General features: G+C 49.9%; 14 protein-coding genes. 5 read left to right on the top strand and 9 right to left on the bottom strand.

Annotated elements, in window-relative coordinates:
- Positions 1 to 102: 102 nt before the first annotated feature.
- A complete protein-coding gene (mnmC1, locus tag K0H80_RS12315; RefSeq protein ID WP_258406088.1) occupies positions 103 to 2,100 on the top strand; it encodes an FAD-dependent 5-carboxymethylaminomethyl-2-thiouridine(34) oxidoreductase MnmC1 in 1,998 nt (665 codons plus the stop codon).
- A gap of 82 nt (positions 2,101 to 2,182) precedes the next feature.
- Here the strand turns inward: mnmC1 and K0H80_RS12320 are convergent, their stop codons facing one another.
- From K0H80_RS12320 to prmB, 6 genes are all read right to left on the bottom strand, one after another.
- Positions 2,183 to 2,707, bottom strand: a complete 525-nt coding sequence (locus K0H80_RS12320) for an RNA methyltransferase (RefSeq protein WP_220071770.1) — start codon at positions 2,705 to 2,707, stop codon at positions 2,183 to 2,185.
- A gap of 2 nt (positions 2,708 to 2,709) precedes the next feature.
- The gene (locus K0H80_RS12325) at positions 2,710 to 2,991 is read right to left on the bottom strand and encodes a YfcL family protein (protein ID WP_220071771.1); all 282 of its coding nucleotides are present in this window, start codon (positions 2,989 to 2,991) and stop codon (positions 2,710 to 2,712) included.
- A 22-nt stretch (positions 2,992 to 3,013) separates the two neighbouring features.
- Positions 3,014 to 4,180 (bottom strand): ATP-NAD kinase family protein, encoded by a 1,167-nt coding sequence (locus tag K0H80_RS12330; RefSeq protein ID WP_220071772.1) that lies wholly within the window; start codon positions 4,178 to 4,180, stop codon positions 3,014 to 3,016.
- A gap of 20 nt (positions 4,181 to 4,200) precedes the next feature.
- Positions 4,201 to 5,364: an MFS transporter gene (locus tag K0H80_RS12335; protein WP_220073976.1), complete on the bottom strand. Its 1,164-nt coding sequence runs from the start codon at positions 5,362 to 5,364 to the stop codon at positions 4,201 to 4,203.
- 232 nt (positions 5,365 to 5,596) lie between these two features.
- A complete protein-coding gene (gene aroC, locus K0H80_RS12340; RefSeq protein WP_144200617.1) occupies positions 5,597 to 6,691 on the bottom strand; it encodes a chorismate synthase in 1,095 nt (364 codons plus the stop codon).
- Between the two features lie 131 nt (positions 6,692 to 6,822).
- Positions 6,823 to 7,767 carry a 50S ribosomal protein L3 N(5)-glutamine methyltransferase gene (gene prmB, locus K0H80_RS12345; RefSeq protein ID WP_011866214.1) on the bottom strand — a complete coding sequence of 315 codons (945 nt, stop codon included), beginning with the start codon at positions 7,765 to 7,767 and terminating at the stop codon, positions 6,823 to 6,825.
- Positions 7,768 to 7,846: 79 nt separating this feature from the next.
- Here prmB and smrB point away from each other — a divergent pair, with 79 nt between their 5' ends.
- Entirely contained in the window at positions 7,847 to 8,374 is a 528-nt protein-coding gene (smrB, locus tag K0H80_RS12350) for an endonuclease SmrB (protein ID WP_220071773.1), read from the top strand.
- A gap of 173 nt (positions 8,375 to 8,547) precedes the next feature.
- Here smrB and sixA read toward each other — a convergent pair whose 3' ends face one another.
- Positions 8,548 to 9,018 carry a phosphohistidine phosphatase SixA gene (gene sixA / locus K0H80_RS12355; RefSeq protein ID WP_220071774.1) on the bottom strand — a complete coding sequence of 157 codons (471 nt, stop codon included), beginning with the start codon at positions 9,016 to 9,018 and terminating at the stop codon, positions 8,548 to 8,550.
- 211 nt (positions 9,019 to 9,229) lie between these two features.
- Between sixA and K0H80_RS12360 the strand changes: the two genes are divergently transcribed.
- The 3 genes from K0H80_RS12360 to K0H80_RS12370 all read left to right on the top strand — a co-directional run bounded on the left by K0H80_RS12360 (position 9,230) and on the right by K0H80_RS12370 (position 17,717).
- Positions 9,230 to 12,019 carry an insulinase family protein gene (locus K0H80_RS12360; RefSeq protein ID WP_220071775.1) on the top strand — a complete coding sequence of 930 codons (2,790 nt, stop codon included), beginning with the start codon at positions 9,230 to 9,232 and terminating at the stop codon, positions 12,017 to 12,019.
- A gap of 631 nt (positions 12,020 to 12,650) precedes the next feature.
- Positions 12,651 to 16,931, top strand: a complete 4,281-nt coding sequence (locus K0H80_RS12365) for an EAL domain-containing protein (protein WP_258406089.1) — start codon at positions 12,651 to 12,653, stop codon at positions 16,929 to 16,931.
- Positions 16,932 to 17,081: 150 nt separating this feature from the next.
- Positions 17,082 to 17,717 (top strand): hypothetical protein, encoded by a 636-nt coding sequence (locus tag K0H80_RS12370; RefSeq protein ID WP_011866219.1) that lies wholly within the window; start codon positions 17,082 to 17,084, stop codon positions 17,715 to 17,717.
- Between the two features lie 419 nt (positions 17,718 to 18,136).
- Here the strand turns inward: K0H80_RS12370 and K0H80_RS12375 are convergent, their stop codons facing one another.
- Complete coding sequence (locus K0H80_RS12375; RefSeq protein WP_041406657.1) at positions 18,137 to 18,337, bottom strand: hypothetical protein; 201 nt, start codon at positions 18,335 to 18,337, stop codon at positions 18,137 to 18,139.
- Between the two features lie 164 nt (positions 18,338 to 18,501).
- Positions 18,502 to 20,622 carry a fatty acid oxidation complex subunit alpha FadJ gene (fadJ, locus tag K0H80_RS12380; protein ID WP_220071777.1) on the bottom strand — a complete coding sequence of 707 codons (2,121 nt, stop codon included), beginning with the start codon at positions 20,620 to 20,622 and terminating at the stop codon, positions 18,502 to 18,504.

Below are 20,622 nucleotides of genomic sequence, written 5' to 3' on the forward strand. Positions count from 1 at the left end.
GGTCAGCTTTCCATAAAGGCAGGTAAAATAATGCCTAATATCCCCTTGAGAGTAAATTCATTGGCCACCGAACACCCGAATAACGCACAAAATAGTGACAAAATGCCTACATTCGACGCAATTTTCAGCCATTTATCGGCGGTAAAGAGTCAAAACTCTCACCAAATTATCGCCCTACTCCCAAGCCATGACACCAACTGGCCAGCCGCGCTTATAACAGAGCGACTAACACAAGCCGGTTCAAAGCAGCACCTTCAAAAGCAGCATCTTCATCTACACCTGTTTGCCGAACATCAGGCAACCTGGCTTAAGACTCTTGCCGAGAATGAGTCCCTATCGTCACCAGCCAAAGAACAAATTAAGGCAATTTACGACGCTCGGGTGTCGGGCTGTCACAGGCTCAAGCTGGCAAACGCCCGGCTAATCATCGACATCCATCTTGGCGATCCGCTTTCCCAACTCAAGGACTTAGTCGCCCCAAGCTTAGCAAGTCAAGCAATCCAAGGCTGGTTGGCGGATACCCAGGCTACCGATGAGGCGCTTATCTGGCAGATGGCGCGCCTCAGCCAAGATAACGCCGAGTTTCTCCTTCTCGAGAATGTCGATGTTAATCTAGACAAGACTTCAGATAACGCCAATACAAACTTACTGACCCAGTTGATCATCAAGGCGGGTTTTACCTGCTATCGCCTTAACTTATCTCCAGAAGATGACCAGCTCGTGACTCTGGCCGAAAAACCAAGTCTAGCGTCGCAGGATATCGCCATGGTGGAGCGGCGCGCCCTCAGGCGCCAACAATTAGATAAGTTCGCTTTCAATCCTTTGACACAAGGTCGTGAGGGAGAAACCGCCATCATAGGTGGTGGGGTCGCCAGCGCGAACCTGGCGCTCTCACTGGCCGAGCGCGGCAAAAAGGTTAGCTTCTTCTGTATGGATAAGGCGCCGGGCGAGCAGGCCTCGGGCAATAAACAGGGCGCCATCTATCCCCTGCTCACCCCAGAGCATAGCAGCCTGAGTCACTATTTTCTGCAGGGTTACCTCTTTAGTCGTCAAAGGATCAAGCAGCTCCTTGAGGCTGGCCATGAGATCCCCCATGATTTTTGCGGCGTGCTGCAGACCGGTCACGATGAGCGCAGCCATAAGCGCCTCACTAAGATAATCAACGCCCAGCCCTGGGCGGAATCGATCGCTCTGCCCGTCAATGCGTCCCAGGCCACGGCGCTCGCCGGGGTCAGCATAGAACACCAGGGACTCTACTATCCGCTCGCGGGTTGGGTGTCGCCACAAGCCTTTACCCGCGCCGCCATCATCCAGGCCGAACGGTTAGGTACACAAACCAGCCACTACCAATGCCAAGTTACAGCGATTAGATTCGAGAGCCAGCAGTGGTATCTCAGGGCGGTTCAAGGTGGTCAAGACGGTCAAGAAGTTGAATTTGGCCCCTTTGCCAATCTGGTGCTGGCCAATGGCCGCCACCTGACCGATTTCGCGCAAACCGCCCGCCTACCCATCAGCGGTTTTCGTGGCCAGGTTAGCCATATTCCGGCAAGAGCGCCACTTAAGGATCTTAAGACGGTGCTCTGCGCCCACGGCTACCTGACGCCTGCCCACGATAAGCTGCACTGCACAGGGGCCAGCTATGTGAAAGACGCCAGTAACCTGGACTACAGCGCGGTGGAGCAGGTGGAGAATTTAGACAAGATCCGCACCAGCTACGGCGGCGAGTGGACCAAGGCGGTGGATATCACAGGCCATAGCGCTCGCGTAGGGGTGCGCATGGTCACACGGGATCACGCCCCTATGATGGGCTGTGCACCTGACTTTGAGGCGATATCGGCTACCTATCTCAACCATCAGCAAACCAAGAAGAGTACCAAGGAAAGCGCCAAGTATTGGCAGACGACACCGGCATCGGTGCATCAGGGACTGTTTATTCTCGGCGGACTTGGCTCGCGTGGCCTCACCTCTGGCCCACTGGCGGCAGAGATCTTAGCCGCCCAGCTTTGCGGCGAGCTCCTGCCCGCCACTCAGGATATATTAGCCCTGCTCAACCCCAACCGCATGTGGATGAGAAAGCTGATTAAGGGTAAAGCGCTGTAAGCGCTAAATTGAGAGATTAAGGGTAAGCAATGAGTACCAAGGGCGAGTCGTTAAGCCCTTGGTAAGTGATCCACCAGATGAGTTAGGCTTTGACCTTAACGCGGTTGTTGGTGTCACGACTGGCGCGAATGAGGTCATCGCCCGAGAGATGCTCCCCCTTGGCCAACCTGTCATAGAGCAGCACATTGACCGAGGAGGCCAGATTCATGCAGCCCACGGTCGGGACATAGACCACCTCATCGGCGCAGTCGATAAGCGCCTGATCTAGGGTGCCATCTTCGGGGCCGAATAGGTAGATGGCCTTCTGCGGATGGCTAAAGGCTGGCAATGGCGTGGCGCCTTCCACCAGATCGACGCAGATCACCTTGGTATCGGCATCGAGTGAGTCAAGCAGCGACTCTACGCCATTGAGGGGAATATGCTGACTCACCCGCTTGGTGTCGGTATTGTACTGCTCGCCCCTGTGCTTGGCGGCCAGCGCATAACGTTTACCCGTGTAACGCACCTCATCGGCGCGATAACAGCCCGCGGCGCGCATCACGCCGCCCACGTTCGTCGGGCTCTTTGGGTTTTGCAACCCTATGATCACCTTGCTCGCATTAGCCATAACTAGGCGTTTGCTACCTGAGCCATCTTCTCGCGCAGCTCAGCCCAGGCATTAACCACCAGGGCAAGATCGGCAGGCTCGAGCTCAGACTTGGCCGTTTCCAGACAGACCTGCATCTTAGCCTCCAGCGCCTCGCTGTCTTGCACCGTTTCCTGCTCGAGCTCTGACAGCACCACGGCCACATGCCCTTGTAGGTAACCACTGGCAAAGAGTTGGTCGTCATCACCGCCTGCTACCTTAGTGGCGATCCACTCGTCTAATGCTTGCTCATACTGCTCTAACATTGTGTCTCCAATTGTCTTCTTGCTATTCAGGCTGCCCGATCACATCTGGGCTGACTAAATCTAGGCTGATTAGGTCAGGATTAGCCACCTGATACATCACATAATCGTGGTAGCCGGTCACGACTTTATAATAACCACATAATTTGCTGTCTAACTCTGGGTCGCCACTATCCACAATTAAGGGCCGACCTTCAAGTGCTTTTAACTTAGTTTTTGTCGCCAGGATGATAATATTTTCTTTGCCCACCTGACGAATAAGCGCCGGCGACAACTGTTGATTGCCCCGCCCCAGGATATGCCCCTGGCCACCAATGAGGGTGATCACTAACTTACACTCACGGCCTAAGGTCGCCTCGAGCAGTGACTTGGCGCTGAGATCGCTGGCAAGCAGCTCGCCCGCGTCAATCAGATCCACCCCCAGCAGAGTGTTATCCAGCCCAAGTTCCTCCATCACGGCGGCGACTGTGCTGCCCGAGCCCATGATGGCGAGCCCATCGCCTATCTGCTCAATCGCCTCGGCGGCGATATCCGCCAGCACCAACTCATCGACCTCTTTGCCGCCCATCTTAACTGCCTGAATGTAGCGTGGCTCGGCAGGCACCTGCATCTCGCCGAATCGGCGCGCCCTTACCACACCTTGCCTGAAGGCCACCTCGTCGATATCCATCACATCGGCCGACATCAGGCTCACCAAAGCCCCCTCGAGCAGCAACTTGACCACCATGCCCGAGGCGTGAGGCGTAATACCATAGACGCCCGAGTGAATCTTCACCCCGGCCGGCACGCCTAGCACGGGCTGAGTCTCATCGATCACCTCAAACAGATCCCGCGCCGTACCGTCGCCACCGGCAAACAGCAAGAGATCCACGCCTGCGGCCTGCAGCGCATTGGCGGCAGCTTGAGTATCGCTGGCCGCAGTAGTATCACCCACCTGATAAACCACCTGATGGTTAAATCCCATCTGCGCGGCTAAATCGGCGCCCATGGCACCTGAGGCAGTAACGACAGTGATCTTATCCAGATAAGGTTTAATCACCTCTAGCGCCTGGGCCATTCTCAGATGGGCCTTAGGTTCGGCGCCGCGGGCTATCGCCTCATCCGCCACGCCATCGCTCCCCTTGAGTGCCACACTGCCCCCAAGCCCAGCCAAAGGATTGATGATCACGCCGAGGCGAAATGTCTGTTTCATGGATATTTCCTTATCATCTCTTATTGTTTTGCAACTTCGCGCGTCTTAGGGATTAACAGTACCGCAAGCATGGACAGCAAGGCACAAACGGCAGCCGCCAACCAGCTCAGCCATGCCTGGGAACCGTCCCCCCAGATAAAGCCGCACAGCCAGGTGCCCAGCGCGCCGCCGACACCGAAACTTAGGCTGGCATAGAGCGCCTGCCCCTTACTGCGGTGGCGCACGTCGAATCTTTGATGAACGAACTGAATCGAGGCCGCATGCACCAGACCAAAGGTAAAGGCATGCAGCAGCTGACTAACCCCGAGCCAGACCATGTTGCTGGCACAAAAGGCCATGAGTAGCCACCGCACCGCCGTGAAGCCAATAGAGATAACCAACAATACACTGACCCCATATCGACCCAACAATCTCGGCGCAAACATAAACATCACTATCTCGGCCAGCACCCCAAGAGCGACATAGATGCCGGCACTGGACTCGCTGTAACCCACCTGTTTCAGATACAGCACAAAAAAGCCGTAGAAAGGTCCGGCGCTCATCTGCAATAACATGGCCGATAGCAAGAACCAGATGATACCCGCATCTAGCTTTAGCGGCGTGGGTGCCTGACTCTTATCAACTTTCACCCGGGTACTTGGCAGAGCCAGGGAGCAACCCAGCAAGCCAAGGAACAGAGCGAGACCGACAAAGGGCAAGATCTCTGTGCCGAACTGGCTGATGGCAAAGCCTACGCTGACCACGAACACCAGATAACCCAGGCTGCCGAAGCTGCGGATCTTACCATAGCCCCCGGTGTTCTCCCCTAGGGTCTCTAGGGTGATCACCTCGAGTTGGGCCAAGATAGCGTTCCAGAAGAAGGTATAGATGCTGAGGCTGATGGCCAGATAGACAAAGCCACCATGATAGAAGAAACTCATAAAGGTGACCGCCGAGCAGGCAGCCCCCATCTTCACCAACTGACCACGCATGCCTGTCTTATCGGCCACCATGGCCCAGATATTGGGGGCTATGATGCGTGTCGCCATCAGGATGGCGAGCAAAAAGCCAATCTGCTGCGCATCGAAACCCCGGTTCTCGAAGAAGACCCCGAGATAAGGCACCAGCACGCCGAGGATCGCGAAGAAGAAAAAGTAACAGGCGCTAATCCAGTACAGTTGGTGTTGTGGATCAGACTGTTGCATGCCGTTAGGCGACATGCTAGTGGATGACTGGGCGTTGGACGACATTTGTGTAGGGCTATTCCTATGTGTAGGGCGATTTCTAGCAGGGTTACTATCTGCTCTCGAGGTGACTCGGAGCGACTTCTTATAATGACTTTAATTCTGAATTCTTATAATGACTGGAACCCATAGCATTAATGGCTCCCATAAAAGAAGGCACAATACTGTGCCCTCTTTTTCGCTCAATTACGTATTACTTCATCCCAATCACAGGGGTAATGCTCTCGACATTCATGTTTTGTGCCCTGTGCCTGAGGAGATGGTCCATCAGGACGATAGCCAACATGGCCTCGGCGATCGGCACGGCACGAATGCCTACACAGGGATCGTGACGTCCCTTGGTAACCACCTCGGCACGCTCACCCTGCACCGTCATGCTCTCTCCCGGCACGCTGATGCTGGAAGTCGGCTTCATGGCGATATGCGCAACGATAGGCTGACCCGATGAGATCCCGCCGAGAATACCGCCCGCATGGTTAGAGGCGAACCCCTCGGGCGACATCAGATCTCTGTGCTCTGAGCCCTTCTGGTTTACCACGGCAAAGCCATCGCCAATCTCCACCCCTTTAACGGCGTTGATCCCCATCAGGGCGTGAGCGATATCGGCATCGAGACGGTCGAACACCGGCTCGCCCAGTCCCACCGGGACATTGGTCGCCACCACAGACACCTTAGCGCCTATGGAGTCACCGCTCTTTTTAAGCTCACGCATATACTCGTCGAGTTGCTCTAGCTTAGCGGCATCGGGAAAGAAGAAGGCATTGTGCTCAACCTGATCAAAATCCAGGGTCTCGGCGCAGATAGGCCCAAGCTGCGACAGATAACCCTTGATCTCTATGCCGTGCACCTGTTTTAGATACTTCTTGGCCACAGCGCCGGCCGCTACACGCATGGCGGTTTCCCGCGCCGATGAGCGCCCGCCACCGCGATAATCCCTAAGGCCATATTTTTGCTGATAGGTGTAGTCGGCGTGGCCCGGACGGAACTGATCTTTGATGTTGGAGTAATCCTGGCTACGTTGATCGGTATTCTCGATCACTAAGCCGATGGAGGTGCCGGTAGTTTGCCCCTCGAACACACCCGAGAGGATCTTCACCTGATCCGGCTCACGTCTGGCTGTAGTGTAACGCGAGGTGCCCGGACGGCGCCTGTCGAGATCATGCTGCATATCGGCTTCATCGATCGCCAGACCCGGAGGGCAACCATCGATAATACAACCTAAGGCTTTACCGTGGCTCTCACCAAAAGTCGTCACCACAAAATTTTGACCGATACTGTTACCCGACATTCGCTTACTTCACCTCTACTTGATTATTTGCCTCAGCATAACCTAAAGCCGCCACTGGCTATATTCCTAAATCGGCTTAGTCATTCTAAGCCGACAAAACATTGGCCAATCAGACTCTAGCCGACCATACATTATTCACTATCTTTGTAGATGGCGAAAAGTGATTCATTTTCAACTAACTGATCGCGAGTCAGCACAAACACGCCGTCGCCGCCATGTTCGAAGTTAACCCAGGTAAATGGCACCTCGGGGAACTGTTCCATAAGGTGAACCATAGAATTACCCACCTCGACCACCAACAGACCATCTTGAGTCAGGTAATCGGCCGCATTGGCAAGGATGCGCTTGGTGAGATCCAGACCATCGCGACCCGAGGCTAAGCCTAGCTCTGGCTCGTGGTGATATTCCTCTGGCATGTCACCGATATCTTCGGCATCCACATAAGGCGGATTAGAGACGATCAGATCGTATTGCGGTCCCTTAGGGATAGCGGCAAACATGTCAGACTCGATAGGGAATACCCTGTCCATCACGCCTAATGATTCAATGTTGATCTGCGCCACTTCCAGGGCATCGCTGCTGATGTCGATAGCATCGACCTCGGCATCTTCAAACTCATAGGCACAGGCGATGGCGATACAGGCGCTGCCGGTACAAAGATCCAGGATACGGTTGACTGGCTTGTTATAGAGCCAAGGGCTGAAACGGTTAGCGATCATCTCGGCGATCGGCGAGCGCGGCACCAACACCCTGTCGTCCACATAGAACTCCAGGCCGGCAAAGAAGGCGCGGTTGGTCAAATAAGGCACGGGCAGACGTTCGCGTACCCGGCGAATGATGAGCTCGACAATCTTATGCTTTTCACTGCTGGTGAGATTGCTATGGATCACCTGCTGACCAATCTCTTCTGGCAGGTGCAGCGCATGGAATACGAGGGCGATGGCTTCATCCCAAGCGTTATCGGTACCATGACCATAGTAGATATTGGCATCGTTAAAGCGGCTCACCGCCCAACGTAACATATCGCCGATTGTACGTAATTCCGTCACGGCTTCATCAACAAAAATCTTGTCCAAAACTGGCTCCCGCTAGATAGTTCCGCCTCATTGTAACTGAACTCTATTCATATGGCATCGGATTCAATAAAATAGCGCCATGAATAAAGAAAATGATGATGAATTGGCGCTTTTTTCGGCGTTAACCAAAGGGATAAAGCCGCTTAAACAGGATAAGCGTCATTTCGCCGCGCCGCAAAAACCGAAGCGAGAGCTGGAGATAGCCACCACCCAGCTGCACGCCGATAGCTACTTCTCCGATACCTACCAGCCCCTGCTGCCCCTGGAGGGCGCCATGCGCTGGGCGAGAGAAGATGTCGACAGCCACGAACTCAAACGGCTCAGACGCGGCGACTATCAACCGGATCTGCTGCTGGACCTACACGGCATGCGCCAAACCGAGGCCAAACTCGAACTTGCGGCCCTGATCCAGGCCTGCGTTAAACAGCACAGCCACTGCTGCTGCGTCATGCATGGCCATGGCACCGGCATCTTAAAACAGAATCTTCCCATGTGGCTTGCCCAGCACCCTCAGGTAAAGGCCTTTCACAAGGCGCCTAAGGAATGGGGCGGCGATGCGGCCCTCTTGGTGTTGATTGACGTTGGCGAGTTACCGAGCTGGGATTAATCCTTTGTCTTTTGGAAATGTGACCGGCGGAAACGATAAAGCTCACTGCTTGATTGACGAGCGGACTGAATAGCCGCCTTCTTATTTCTGTAGAGATCAAAAAGGACGCCGAGGCGTCCTTTTGTTTATGTGCTCAATGGTTACGCAAATGCGTTAATGCACTTTTCTCTGAGTTAGCTCACCGTGTGAGGCGTATGCTGCCAGCTGAGCGAACCACGCTCACCGTGACGATCAATCAGGGTCACACCTGAGGTGGCAAACAGCGGCGGCTCTATGCCAGGCACCAACTCGCTAACCATATAGCCCAACAGCGGCATGTGGGCAATCACTAACACACTGTCTGCCTTATACTGTTCGGCATAGGCCATGGTCAGATCGGCAGCAAGGGTCGGCTCGGCCGATGGGGTCAGCTCGTCTAATACCAGCCACTTTCTCGGTTCGGGGAAGTGCTTACTCACTTCCTGCCATGTTTGCTGCGCACGCAGATAGGGACTCACCAACACGAGATCGAACTCGGTCACATCACGGGCCAGCCAATTACTCATCAATTCAGTCTGATAACGGCCGATTTCTGTCAGTACTCGTTCTCGATCTGAGTGGGCGTGATAACCCGCCTCGCCATGTCGCATCAAATATAGCTTCATACTACTCTCGCTATGATTATTCTTGTTCTACTATGAATTGTAGCGTTAAAGTGCAGCGCAACAAACCTTAACCCTGTTATTAATTAGTCGAATAATGGATAAGATATTTGCCAAAGTCTTTTTTGAGGCTCAATATGTAGGCTTACCGCTTTAGTCGCCTAAACTCCGATGAATATCATACGTTTGTCCAGCATAAGGATGGAGCCAGCCATTGCAAACATCTATGCCGATCACTAAAAGCCCCAACGATCATCGCCAGTATCAATATCTGCAGCTGGACAATGGGCTACGTGTATTGCTAGTGGAAGATCTCCAGGCGCAACAGGCCGCCGCATCGATGGCGGTCAACGTCGGCCATTTTGACGATCCCGTTTCGCGTCCTGGCATGGCTCATTTTCTTGAGCATATGTTGTTTCTGGGCACAGAAAAATACCCCAAGTCTGGCGAATACCATGCCTTCATCAATCAACACGGCGGCAGCAACAATGCCTGGACAGGCACTGAGCAGACCAACTTCTTCTTCTCCATCGACGCCGAGGTGTTTGAAGAGTCTCTGGATAGATTTAGCCAGTTTTTTATCGCGCCCTGCTTCGATCTTGAGCTGGTCGATAGAGAGCGCCATGCCATCGAGTCTGAATTCAGCCTAAAACTCAAAGATGATATCCGCCGCACCTATCAGGTTCAGAAGGAAACGGTTAATCCGGCTCATCCCTTTTCAAAGTTTTCGGTTGGCAATCTCAAGACCTTAGACGGCGATGAGAAAGCCCTGAGACAGGAGTTGCTGGATTTCTATCAGACCCATTACAGCGCCAATCTGATGACCCTGTGTCTGGTAGCACCCTTACCACTAGATGAACTCTTGGCATTGGCCGAGCGCTATTTTGCACCGATTGAAAACCGCAAACTGGCAAAGCAATACCCAAATGTGGCTATCTATGAAGCCGCCCAGCTTGGCCAGCAGATCAACATAGTGCCGCTAAAAGAGCAGCGACGCGTGGCGATCACCTTTCCCCTTCCCGCTATCGACCGCTTCTATAAGCGCAAGCCGCTGACCTTTATCAGTCATCTATTGGGTTTTGAGGGCAAGGGCAGCCTGCTGAGTCACCTCAAGGATCAGGGACTGGCCATCAACCTCTCGGCCGGTGGCGGGGTCAATGGCTATAACTTTAAAGACTATAACATCAGCATTCAGCTGACCGAGAAAGGCCTGTTACAGCTCGACGATATGATTCAGGCAAGCTTCGAATACCTGAAGCTGATCAAGACCCAGGGCATGCAGGCATGGCGCTATCAAGAGCGAGCCAACCTGCTCAAGCTTGCCTTCAAATATCAGGAACAGATAAAACCACTGGATCTGGCCAGTCATCTCAGCATCAACATGCACCACTACGAGGTATCTGATCTCATCTATGGCGACTATCGCATGGATGGTTTGGATGTAGCTCAGGTCACCGAATTGCTGGACCTGATGAGCCCGGATAACTTGCGTATTCAGCTGATCTCACCCGACTTAGATACAGAGAAACAGGCCGCTTGGTATCACTCGCCCTATCAGATGAAGCCCATAGATGCACAGAGGCTCAAGCATTGGCGCGAGCCTGAGATTCGAGAGGCACTTAAACTGCCGGAGCCTAACCCCTTTATTATCGAAGACTCGATCGCCAGAGACGTTAAGAGTGACCATCCGGTGCCAGTTGTCGTCTGTCAGGAAACCGGCTATCGAATTTGGCACAAGAAAGATGACGAGTTTAACGTGCCAAAGGGACATATGTACTTGTCCCTCGATTCGCACCAAGCAGCCGCAACCCCAAAACATGCGGCGCTGACCCGCCTCTACGTGGAGATGTTGCTCGATTATCTAACCGAGTTTACCTATCCAGCAGAAGTCGCCGGGCTCAGCTACAACATCTACCCTCACCAAGGGGGGATCACTCTGCATCTGACGGGCTTGACCGGTAAACAAGAGGCCCTACTGTCACTGCTGATCAACAAAGCCAGGGAACGTAACTTTACCCAGGACAGGTTTAAGCAGATAAAGAAGCAGATCCTACGCAACTGGTTTAATCAGAGCCGCGCAAAGCCCATCTCTCAGCTATTTACCAGCCTGACGGTAACGCTGCAGAAACGCAGTTTCGAGCCCCAACGTATGGCTGAGGAGCTAGAAGACATCACCCTGGACGATCTCCACAACCATGTGAGGGCCTTCTATGAGAAGATCCATCTCGAGGGTCTGGTCTATGGCGACTGGCTGACCGAAGAGGCTCAGGCCCTGGGTAAACGATTGGATCACATACTCTCTTTGGTCTCCTCACCCAGCGGCGAGTCTGAGCGAGAGCTGATCAAACTTGAGAATGTCGGCACCCTGATGCGTGAGGTCAGCGTTAATCATCAGGACAGCAGCATCATAGTCTACTACCAGTCGGCCCAGGCAACGCCGCTAAAGATGGCCCTGTTTAGCCTGTTAAATCACACCATGTCCTCGACCTTCTTCCACGAGCTGAGAACCAAGCGTCAGCTAGGTTACATGGTGGGCACAGGTTATCTGCCGCTGAATCGTTATCCTGGGATGATCTTCTATGTACAGTCCCCCACTGCCGGCCCCTTAAAGCTACTGGAGGCCATAGATGAGTTTATTGCCGACTTTAACTACGCCGTCATGCAGATCACCAATGATCAATGGGAACTCACCAAGCAAGGGCTGATCAACCAGATCATGGAACACGACCCCAATCTTAAGACCCGGGGGCAGAGATATTGGTCGAGCATAGGAAACAAAGACTACGACTTTAACCAGCGAGAACTGGTCGCCGAGCAAATTGGCGAACTCACCCGTTCGGATCTGATTAAGTTTATGATGCAGAAGATGCGCACCAAACACGGCGACCGCCTGATCCTCTTCACCACAGGGGAGCAACACAGAAATCAGGAACAGCTGACCTCAGACAATATGATCACAGATCTGAGAAGCTTTAAACAGCGAGCCGCCAAGTTTAGCTATTAGGCTAACGCCCTCCCCTAAAATCTGGCACTCTTATGTCTAAGGCCTTGGGCCTTGGGCCTTGGGCCTTGGGCCTTGGGCTTTAGATTGCGCACATAGTTAAAAGGTAAAGTGTTAAAGGCGCAGCTCTTTAATTAGCATACTTCTGATAAAATGCTTAAGGCATATTCTTGAAAAGGAGTAGTTCACTTCGCAAGTTTAAGACAGAGTTGCTAACCTCAATACTTGATACATTCGTCTTAGTCCTTTGGTTAGTTCTTGTGTTTTAAGCGCTTACCCCCTATCTGATCCACTACGAGACTACTGTGAGAATCGTTAACAGATCGAATCTGCTTTTACCTTACAGCCCCGACCCAACATTATCCCAACGCCATGACACTGATTATTAGCGTCTTTTTTCTTCAACCGCTAAAATACGCGATATAGTTCGAACGTCTGATTGGCTCGCACACAACAGACAAAGCCAAATCACAAAGAAGATTTAGCAGTACAAAACCCTAAAAGACAATGAAAATGAAAGTAATTTGCAAACAAGAAAATTCAGTGTTCTTTTGACAAATCCCCCTATTTCTGAATAAAGTAGGTTAAATAACTGTTGCCTATGCATTATTGGCTAATAATCAAACTAATAATTATGCCTAAAATCCTCTCAAGATTGCTACTCTCACTGCTAATGGCCCTGACTGTCTCCAGCTATGTCTCCGCTAGTGAAATACCAAGCAACGCGCCGATCTTAAAGGTCGATCACTATAACGTTCCCGAAGGCTTATCGCAGAGTACTGTCACCTCCATCGTCGAAGATGAGCATGGTTATATATGGATTGGTACGTTAAATGGCCTTAATCGCTTTGATGGCACCCAATTTAAACAATATTTTGCCGAAGGGGTAGATGGGTCATTACCAAGTTCATTCATTAGAAGCCTGTATATAGACGATAGTAGTAGATTACTAGTTGGTACAGACAAAGGGTTAGTCATCTACAATGATGATTTAGACAATTTTGAAAGCTTTGAAAACCAACTAATAAAAGAGCAAGCAATCTGGTCTATTAGTGAAGATAAAAAATCAATTTTGATTGGAACAGAAAGTAACTTAATTGAAATAAACAAATCAGAAAACAAAGTTCAACTGCTAACAAATTATGATTTTGGCGGTATAAAAAAGACTATTTCACTCAACGACAAAATATACCTTAGAAATTATGATGGTGAAATCTATGAGTACACCAAAGGAAGGGTTAACTTAGTCACTAAAAATTCAATAGGGTTACTTTTATTTAAAAACAGTATTTTCACCCTACAAAAATACAACCTCGTCAATATATTAACAAAAGAAAAAGTACTATTCCCAAGCGAAATCACGAGCATTTCAGAAAACAACTCAACTCCGGTAATCTTAACAGATAATCTAATTACGACTATTGATAACAACCTAAAAGTAGAGGTAATAGGAACATTAAAAACTGACTCAGCGACAACTTACCCACCGCTAGTTTATTCAAGTAATAAAGGGATCTACATTGCAACAATAAACAACGGGATAACGATCATAAAACATGATAGAAACCTAATAAAGAACTACATATCAAACAAAAATGTATGGTCAATTGACAGCTATAATAAAGAGAAATTGATTGTCGCTTCAGACTCACCTTTAATAGAAGTATTTGATAAGAACTTAACATTAATTAATAGTTATGACTCGAAAATTGCAGGTCCAAAGTCTGCGATAATAAAGAACAATAAGATATACATTGCTTCCACCGAAGGGCTACAATCAATAGACATCTCAAGCAGAGAGCATAAAGTTCTGAGCAACAATAGATTTTTGATTGTTAGAAGCGATAAGGATAAGAATAGAATTATCACTGGCTCATTTGATGGTAAAGTATTTTTTTATAGCCTAGATGACGAAATTACAACGCCAGTCACTATTGATAGTGGCAATCCGATATATGATATAAAAATAAAAAAAGACACTACTTGGGTGGCAACTCAGAGCGGTTTATTTTCATTGAATTCTGGCGTGGTCTCTAAAGTCGTTGCCGCCGACCTAGTTAGTAGCATTTTTATAGATGAGAACACAGTATACTTTACAACTCGAAATTCACTTTCAAAATATGACACCTTAACAAATCTCGTAACAGAAATATTTAAAAGTAGCAAGCCTATTTATGCCATTGAAAAATCAGGTGACAACATAATAGCTTCTTCAAATGCTGAAATCTTTTTGATCACAAACGATCACGATATGTACTCATTCCCTTCATCTTATGGTAGCCAAGATGAATATAACTCTCAGGCCATCTCCAGCTTAGACGAAACAATTTACATAGGTGGTATAAATGGATTAAGCGTTTTAAATACAAGAAAAATTTCTAACTTCTTAACAGAAAGAATACCTCCAAAAGTAATTGTGGACACCTTGTTAGTTTTTAATGTACCAGAAAAAGTAAACGGTGGCATATTAAAGAAACAACTACCTAAGACCCAGAGGATAAGTCTAAAGTATTCTGATTATCCATTTACACTGAAATTTAGTACCCCAGGAAACATAGATAAAACATTAGAATATGCCTATCAGTTGGAGGGACTTTCAGATACATGGATAAACTCTAAAGGCATTAACTCCGCGACTTACACTAATTTATCACCAGGTGAATACTATTTTAAGGTACACACCATAGACCCCTTAACAAAAAAATTAGGTATTACACAAAGTCTTTCAATTGAAATCACCCCTCCTTGGTGGTTATCGATTCAAGCTAAAGTCGTCTACCTGCTTATTACCCTCTTGATCACGGGCATCATAGTCAAGGCAGCGCTTAGAAGAAGAGAGGTACAGCGTCAGATCGCTAAGTCGGAAGAACGGTTGAAACTCTCCCTGTGGGGGAGTGGTGATGAGATGTGGGACTGGGATATCGAAACGGGTCAAATCTACCGCTCAAATATCTGGGGGTCTCTCGAGTTTCCACGAGATGGTCAACGCTCCGGTGAGGAAGGTGAAGAGAGTAACATTCACCCGATGGATCAAGAACGTGTTAACACGGCGCTGAATAAACACTTCTACGGTGAAACCGATCACTTCGAAGCAGCTTATCGCGTTAAGGGCAAAGATGACCAATGGGTCTGGATCTTGGATAGAGCAAAGATCGTTGAACGCGATGAAGAAGATAAAGCCTTGCGTATGACAGGTACAATCAAAAACATCAGCAACTTCAAACAAGCCGAGGAGCAGCTCAGACTGTTCGAACGCGCCATCGAGAACATCTCAGAAGGCATGTTCATCCTGGACAACAAATTTAAGTTTGTTGAGGTCAACGAGGCCTGCTGCGATCTGTGTGAGAAGAGTCGCAATGACTTTATTGGCGAGCTGTTTAAGTTTGACCTTTATCCCGAGAGTTACTCAGAGCAAATTCGTCATATTCTGCAGCAGCAAGGCAGCTGGAGTAACGAAGTCGAGTCCGCCAAGGGCGACGGCAGTAGCTTCCTGATGGAGCTCACCGTCGATGCGATTTACGATGAACAAGGTGTCCTCTCCCACTATGTAGGGGTGTTCTCTGATATCTCCCGTCGTAAGCAGCAGGAAGAAGAGTTACGTAAACTAACCAACAACGATCTACTCACCAGTCTGCCAAACCGCTCTAGCCTCATGGTCACCCTGGGTAACTTGGTGAAGAAAGATACCCATCACACCCTGATGGTTTTGGACTTAGATAACTTTAAGAAGATCAATGATTCACTGGGGCACCAGGTGGGTGATGAGCTATTGATCAAAGTAGCGAGACGCATCGAATCCACTGTTCCTTACCATACGAGTATCTATCGTTTGGGGGGCGACGAGTTCGCCATACTGGTCGATAACAATCCAGATATCGGCTCCAGCGCCGTCATCGCTAATCATGTTGTCGATGCCTTCTCAAGCCCATTCGAGCTCACCAAAGACAGAGTTGTTGTCGGCGTCAGTATAGGCATAGTGCTCTACCCAGAAGACGATCAAAATGAACAGGCGCTTCTGCGCAAGGCAGACATTGCCATGTATCACGCAAAATCTGCCGGTGGCAATCGTTATCAATTCTATTCGGAGTCTCTCAACCGTAATGCCATTCGCCAGCTGGAAGTGGAGAACCTTATCCGCGAAGGTTTAAGGGACGATCTCTTCGAAGTCTACTATCAACCTAAGATTGACCTTAGAACCAGCAAGATGGCCGGTATGGAGGCCCTGGTGAGATTAAATCATCCTGAACACGGTCTCATTCCGCCAGGCGACTTTATCCCACTGGCCGAAGAGAATGGACTCATCGTCGAGATTGGCGAGGTCGTACTACGTAAAGCCTGCTTCGCGGCACAAAATTGGCGTCGTCAAAATTTGTTCAACGGCCGGGTCGCTGTCAATTTATCATCACAACAATTCGCTCTTCCGGACTTACAACAACGGATAGAGTCAATTTTACGTCTAACTCAACTGCCTGCAGCCAACCTTGAGCTTGAAATTACCGAAGGCACCGTCATAAAACAGCCAGAAAAAGCGATAAAAGTGATGATGCAACTCTCTAAGATGGGCGTCAGCCTTGCGTTAGACGACTTCGGCACAGGATATTCGTCACTGTCATATTTAAAGCGCTTCCCAATTGACACCCTAAAAATCGATAAGGCTTTTGTTGACGACATAGATAAATCTGACAGAGATCTAAAGATGGTCGACTCTATTATCACTATCGCCCATAACATGGGGCTCTCTGTGGTCGGTGAAGGCGTCGAGGAAGCCTCTCAACTCAGCATATTGAAAGCACTAAAATGCGAAGAAATACAAGGGTTTATATACAGCAAGGCGGTAGATGAAACCAGCTTCACCGAGTTACTAAAACAGGAAAGTTTTACCTATACACCTGTCTCACAACACAAGAAAGCCTAGCCATAGAATGGGAAAACACACACTTAAAGAGGAATATGTTTAACTAAAATTAAGCTAAAAATAAAAATTGGCATAACACCTGCAATACATCTCTCAGACGTCAACAAATTGTTGGCACTATAACTTCAATAACCCTGAGAGATAAAGACAATGATTAACGGACTAGTTACTGCCATCGCTTTAGCAACAAGCTTAACAACTGCAAACATTAATACAGACGAAGTGTCGATTGTGTCAGATATTGCGGTGCAAAAGACCGAGCAATTAGCAGTAACTGGCTACCCACATGTTAAGTTTAAACCTGTAGAAGTCGCTGGCTATCCACACGTTAAGTTTAAGCCTTTAGAAGTCGCTGGCTACCCACACGTTAAGTTCAAGCCTGTAGAAGTCGCTGGCTACCCACACGTTAAGTTCAAGCCTGTAGAAGTCGCTGGCTACCCACACGTGAAGTTCAAGCCTCTAGAAGTCGCTGGCTACCCACACGTTAAGTTCAAGCCTCTAGAAGTCGCTGGCTACCCACACGTTAAGTTCAAGCCTCTAGAAGTTGCCGGCTACCCACACGTTAAATTCAAGCCTGTAGAAGTTGCTGGCTACCCACACGTTAAGTTCAAGCCAGTGGAAGTCGCTGGCTACCCACACGTTAAGTTCAAGCCTGTCGAAGTTGCCGGCTACCCACACGTTAAATTCAAGCCTGTAGAAGTCGCTGGCTACCCACACGTTAAATTCAAGCCTGTAGAAGTCGCTGGCTACCCACACGTCAAATTCATCAACTCAGCCGTTGCTTAAGTCTTAAGGAGAATGATTATGTTAGATTCATTGAAAAAAGCTCTAGGACTTACTCACAAACCAGAGCGCAAAAAAGTACAGCTTCCAGAAGGCCTGAATCACTTAGAGGTGATCCCAGCAAAAGGTTGGTGGAACTAATTGACTTCAAACGTCTTTCGAAAACCAGACACATAAAAAAGGAGCTCCAAGAGGCTCCTTTTTTTATCTGACTTATCTATCTGATTTTTTTATCTATTTCTTTATATTAACTGACTATTATCCGAGATGTAGATATCTAGGCCCAACGCCCATGCCACGCTAAACGAGCAGAGATGATGGCATCTGCTGGCACTTCAAACTTGCTAATAAGTCACTCATATCCACCACTGCTCTACATCTTGATAGCGCTACACCCTTATGGCTTTTATACCTTAATAGCTCTATACCTTAATAGACATGCTTTGCTTACCCTGCGCCCGCTTCTGCGCGAATCGCTTGTGAGTGCTAAATAGCGGATAGGCGACCGGCCCTATGATGAGTCCTAGCATGGCCCAGCGTTTCACCCCTAGCCCGGCGCGAAATGCCATATTGCCCATCGCCACACTACTCACCATCAACACACCAAGAATGTAAATCACCACAGACACTACCTCACAACAACGGCGTCAATAAGGCTAAAAACAGCCAAAACGAGCCCAGCATGATAACCGAATCCACGCCTTGAATGAACAAAAAACAGGCAAAAATAATCCTAAGGCAAAAAAAATGCGGCATTATGTTGCCGCATTGTTAAATATAGAGAGGGCTATTCGTAGAACTTACTGCCAGATTCGGCCATCTCGACTAGGCGATCACAAGGCGCAAAACGCTCCCCGAATTGATCTTGATAACGTTTCAAGGCCTCAACCAAGTGCTTGGCACCCAGGGAGTCCATGTAGCGGAAAGGTCCACCCAAGAATGGCGGGAAGCCGATACCAAATATAGCGCCGATATCACCGTCTCGTGGCGAGGCGATAATCCCCTCCTCCAGACAACGAACCGCTTCATTAAGCATCTGCACCACACATCGCTCAGCCAACGCTCTTGGCTCGCTGTCGGCGCCAGGTGTTAACCCAAGCACACCATAGACGCTCTCATCCACCAGCTTCTTCTTCGATTTAGCACCGTATTGATAGAAGCCCTTGCCATTCTTACGACCTTTACGGTCATCGGCCAACAACTTGTCAAAAGCCGCGGGTGCCTTAAAGCGCTCACCCAACTCCTTCTCCAGAATCGGCGAGATCTTGGCGCCCACATCTATGCCGACCTCATCGAGCAGCGTCATAGGACCTACCGGGAAACCAAACTTCACCAGCGCCTTATCCAAGTGATCTACGCTCTGCCCTTCCAGCAGCAGATTCGCCGCCTCGTTCATGTAGAGCGCTAGAATACGATTAACATAGAAACCTGCACCATCTTTCACCACGATAGGCGTCTTACCCTGCTTGCGGGCAAAGGCAACCGTAGTGGCGATAGTCTGGGGAGAGGTCTTGTCATGGGCGATCACTTCGACCAGCGGCATCTTCTCAACCGGCGAGAAGTAGTGCAGGCCAATCACATTTTCAGGACGCTCGGCAGCCTCGGCGATCTGCTTGATGGGCAGGGATGAGGTGTTCGAGGCAAAAATCGTATGCTCGCCACATTCACGCTCGACATCCTTCACCATCTGATGCTTGAGGTTTAGATCTTCAAACACGGCTTCCACCACCATGTCTGCATCCTTGATCCCTTTATATTCGGTGGTGGTGGTCATCAGCGCCATCAGATTGTCACGCACCGCAGGCGTCATGTGACGACGTTTCACCCCTTTGGCCAGCAACTTATAGGCATAGGCCAGTGCGTTGCTTAAACCAGTCTCACTGATATCTTTTACCCGCACCGGGATCTTCGCCTTGGTGGTGGTCACAGAGGCGATACCGCCACCCATCAGGCCACCGCCCAGTACCATCACCTTGTTGACGGCCTTTGGCGATACATCACCGGCACCAGTTTCTTTCTTCATCTCAGTGGTTGCAAAGAAGATGCTGCGAAGAGCCTCTGACTCACTGGAGACCACTAGGTCGCCAAAGTGCTGCGCCTCAACCTCTAGGCCTTTCACTATGCCTTTGGTCACGCCCTGACGCACACAATCGATGATCTTCTCTGGCGCAGGATAGTTACCCTGAGTCTTCTTATTGACCTGCTTAAGCGCCTGTTCGAAGATGATGTTACGACCAACAGGTGTGCCCTCGAGCAGCTTCTCTACTGTCGACAGCTTTGGCTTCTTCGCCGGACGTGCTCCGGCCAGCGCCATCTCTATCGCCGTCTGCAAAAGAATCGATTCCGGCACCACATCGTCAACCAGCCCCATCTTCAATGCCTGCTTGGCGCGCAGCTGCTTGCCGGTGAGCATCATATCCAGCGACTTGGCAATACCCACTAAACGTGGCAGACGCTGAGTCCCGCCGCCACCTGGCAGCAGACCAAGTTGCACCTCGGGCAATCCCAACATGGTCTTGTTGCTGTCGGTACAGACACGCTGATGACAGGCCAGGGCCAGCTCTAGCCCCCCACCGAGACAGGCGCCATTGATGGCCGCTACCACGGGAATCGAGAGCGACTCCAGCGCAAAAAACACCTCGTGGCCCTGCTTAGACAGCTCCCTGGCATCTTCGGCGGTAGCGCAGGCATCCAGCATAGAGATATCGGCGCCCGCTACGAAGGAGTCCTTCTTACCCGAGATGATCACCACACCGCGAATCCCTGTATCGGCCTTGATCTCGGCCAACATCTCACAGATCTCCGGGCCAAACTCGGCTCTAAGGGTATTCATGGTCTCGCCAGGCACATCCATGGTCAGCACGGCGATGCCGTTGTCGAGACGATTTAATGTAAAACTCTTATCCAT

The organism is Shewanella aegiceratis, assembly GCF_019457495.1.
In the GTDB taxonomy this organism is placed as follows: Bacteria; Pseudomonadota; Gammaproteobacteria; order Enterobacterales; family Shewanellaceae; genus Shewanella; species Shewanella loihica.